General features: G+C 61.0%; 3 protein-coding genes. 2 read left to right on the top strand and 1 reads right to left on the bottom strand.

The annotated features are described in order from the left end of the window. Positions 1 to 93: 93 nt before the first annotated feature. On the bottom strand, positions 94 to 1,506 hold the full coding sequence (locus KAY22_RS27010) for a Rieske 2Fe-2S domain-containing protein (protein WP_296626142.1): 1,413 nt from the start codon (positions 1,504 to 1,506) through the stop codon (positions 94 to 96). Positions 1,507 to 1,556: 50 nt separating this feature from the next. Here KAY22_RS27010 and KAY22_RS27005 point away from each other — a divergent pair, with 50 nt between their 5' ends. Together KAY22_RS27005 and KAY22_RS27000 are read left to right on the top strand one after the other, a co-directional pair. Further along, positions 1,557 to 2,282, top strand: a complete 726-nt coding sequence (locus KAY22_RS27005) for a GntR family transcriptional regulator (protein WP_296626141.1) — start codon at positions 1,557 to 1,559, stop codon at positions 2,280 to 2,282. A gap of 76 nt (positions 2,283 to 2,358) precedes the next feature. Beyond that, positions 2,359 to 3,147 (top strand): TonB-dependent receptor plug domain-containing protein (locus KAY22_RS27000; protein WP_296626140.1); only part of this gene is annotated, 789 nt, incomplete at its 3' end.

The raw sequence follows: 3,147 nt of genomic DNA, 5'->3' as shown, positions 1-3,147 counted from the left end.
GGTAGAGGTCGAGCCATTCGTCCCAAGCGGCAGTGTCGAGCAGCCAGCCTTCAAGTAGAACGAGATCGCGAGCTTCGCGCAGCAAATCCCCGCTCACTCTGCGGCCTCCCGAACGATGGCGTCATTCTTCTGAAGGCCCTCGGTGAGAATCTTCAGCCATTGGCGATGCTGATTGAGGAAAAGGCCCTCATCCTGCAGTTGCGTGCCGCAGAACTGAGGCTTGAATCCGAGCCGCTTCGCGCGGTCGTCGGGGCCGCTGATCAGATTGCGAGCACCCCTCGAGACATCGCTCCATTCCGCGTCGAGCGCCGCAAAACCGGCCTGTGTCGCATTGAACGCTGCCAGATCGTCCGGGGTGGCAAGGCCCGAGGCGTTGAAGAAATCCTCATACTGGCGGATGCGCTTGGGCAAGAGTTCTGGCGCCTCATGCTTCGGCGCAAATGCGAGCGCTTTCACCTCGGTTTTCTCGAGGCCGAGCGGCCGGAACGTGCGGATCTGGCTGCTCATCTGATCCATCAAGAACAGGTTCGGGAAGATGAACAGGTTCCGCCAAGTGTTGGTCATCCAGTAAGCGCGTTCCTCGCCAAACTTCTCAACATAGAAGTCGCGCAGCGGAAAGCTCGGGCGCACTTCGGGGTTGGGCAGCTCGTTCCAGAGAACGGCATGTCCGTTCTCAAAGGCGTAATAGCCGCCGGGCAGCTTCTGGAAGTTGCCGACATCGAGTGGCTTCACCACGTCGTTGGCGCCGGCGATCCGCTCGCGGTTCTTCGTCGTGAGGACGTAGTTCCCGTGGATCATGTTGACATGGTAGCCGTCGACGCCGTTCTCGGCTTGCAGCTTCCAGTTGCCGTCGAACGTGTAGGTCTGGGGCCCCGGGATGACCTGAAGCTCGGCATGCACATCCTGATCAACGATCAGGCCGATGAACGTCTTTGCCTCGCCCAGATAGTCTGACAGACTTCCGACATCTGCATTCATGCACGCGAATACAAATCCGCGGTAGCTTTCGACGCGAGGCACTGCCTTCAGGGCAAGAGTGCCCTTATCGAAGCCGGCGCTGTAGCCCGCGGCTTCCACATCACCGCAGCTGACCAGCCGGCCGTTGTTGCGATAGCTCCAGCCGTGGAAGGGGCAGACGAACAGCTTCTTGTTGCCGCGTGTCTTGAGCTCAAGGACAGCGCCTCGATGCTGGCACGCATTGAGCATCGCGCTCAGGCTGCCGTCCGGCTGACGTGTCAGGATGACCGGCTGACGGCCAATATGCGCCGTTAGAAAATCGTTGGCGTTTGGAAGCTGGCTCTCGTGCGCGAGATAGACCCAGTTGCCCGCGAAGATGTGTTCCATCTCCAAATCGAAGATCGCCGGGTCGGTAAACATTCGGCGGTTGATCCGATAGAGGCCCTCGTCCTCGCGCTCGTCAATGAGCGCATGAAGCTCCGCTGCACTAATCACGGCCGGCCATATCCTTCCCCAGGCGGTCACGGTCAAATCATCGTTGACCTTCACAACTGTCATGTTAGCATGACGGAAATCGCGATAGCAAGTAGGGGAGAGGCATGTCCGGAAGCGAAACTGCTGGGAATGCGAAGACCTCGCACTTGGAGGTCGTTCCGCCCGCGCCGGCGTCTAACAATGCCGATCCTTCAGGAAAGGCTGGCAAAATTGCCGCCGAGATGGAGCGCCGGCTGATGCTCGGTGAATATCATTTCGGGGAGCCGCTTTCCGCGACTCAACTGGCGCGACAGTTCGATGCGAGCCGACAGCCTGTCTTTGCCGCGATCGCTCACCTTCGGAGCTCTGGCTACGTAGAGGTCATCCCTCAGGTTGGCTGCCGCGTCGTGTCGCCGTCGCCCGTCGAGATCGGCGATTTCTTCGTTGCCCTCGGCAAGATCGAGGGTGCGGCGGCGTCATTCGCTGCGCGTCGCTATGAGCTCGCCGAGGAGGCGGAGACGCTGGTGGCGATCTCGGAAGCGAATGATCCCGGCGAGTTGGTGACCACGGCACACCGCCAAGGCTACATCAACATGCTGTTTGATTATCACAACCAGCTTTGGGCGATGGCGCGCTCGCCCGCCCTCGCCGGTCGCGTCGCCACAATGCGCCGCTTGGCCATCTTCTATCTCTGGCAAGGCTCGGCGCGCCTCGTGCCGACTTCAGCGCACCTTCTCAACATGGAGCGCGCAGAAGTGGCCCGCGCCATTCAGGCGCGCGACGCCACCCGCGCCGAGATCCTCATGGAAAAGCATGTTGCTCACAAGCCGTACGTGAACGGCATCCTCTAGTTCGATCGCGCAGAATTAAATCAACTTAATCAATAACCTGCTCCCAAGGCAGGGATATTCTCAAGGGGACGGATAGATGAAAACGACACGCCTGGTCGCTTGCCTTCTGGCGAGCTGTACGTCGACGCTTGCCTACGCTCAGTCGGTTGAAGGCGCCGCGGCGGAAGCGTCGCAGACCACCGCGACGACGGCAGTCGCCGCTGGCGACACCGAGGCGACCGAACAGGGTGGCCTCGAGGAAATCGTCGTGACGGCGACGCGTCGCGCGGAGCGTCTGCAGGACATTCCGGTGACGGTGACTGCACTCACGGCCTCGACGATGGAGGCGGCCGGTCTAACGGATATTCGCAATCTGACGCAGGTTGTTCCCGGCTTCTTCGGTGGCAAGAACGTCGGCCTTTTCCTGCCGGTTATCCGTGGCGTTGGCTCGTCGAGCGTTTCTGCTGCCGACGAGGCGAACGTGGCGACCTATATCGACGGCGTCTATCAGCCCGATCCCTTCTCGACGTTCATCGACCTCGCCGAGGTCGAGCGGGTGGAGGTGCTACGCGGGCCGCAGGGCACGGTATTCGGGCGGAACGCAACCGGCGGTCTAATCAACGTCATTACGCCGGACCCCGACTTCGACGTGCGCGGCCATGTCAGCGGCAAGATCGGGCGCCTGCGCAACAAGGCGAACGACTACGATCTGCGGACTTACGTCACGGGCGGACTTAGCGATAATGTCGCGGCCGATTTCTCGGGCGTGTGGCGGAAGACCGAGGACTATGTCCAAGACCTCGTCCGCGGCGGCCACCTCGGCGGCATCGAAGTGTTCAACCTTCGCAGCAAGCTGCTCGTCCGCCCAAGCGAGACGAGTCAGATC

Source organism: Rhizorhabdus sp., assembly GCF_018006725.1.
GTDB lineage: Bacteria > Pseudomonadota > Alphaproteobacteria > Sphingomonadales > Sphingomonadaceae > Rhizorhabdus.
Note: the sequence above shows the minus strand (reverse complement) of the source record. Positions and strands in the feature narration are given on the sequence as shown.

Coding starts and splice junctions, on each gene's coding strand:
- KAY22_RS27005 (WP_296626141.1), top strand. CDS start 1,557: ATGTCCGGAAGCGAAACTGCTGGGAATGCGAAGACCTCGCACTTGGAG.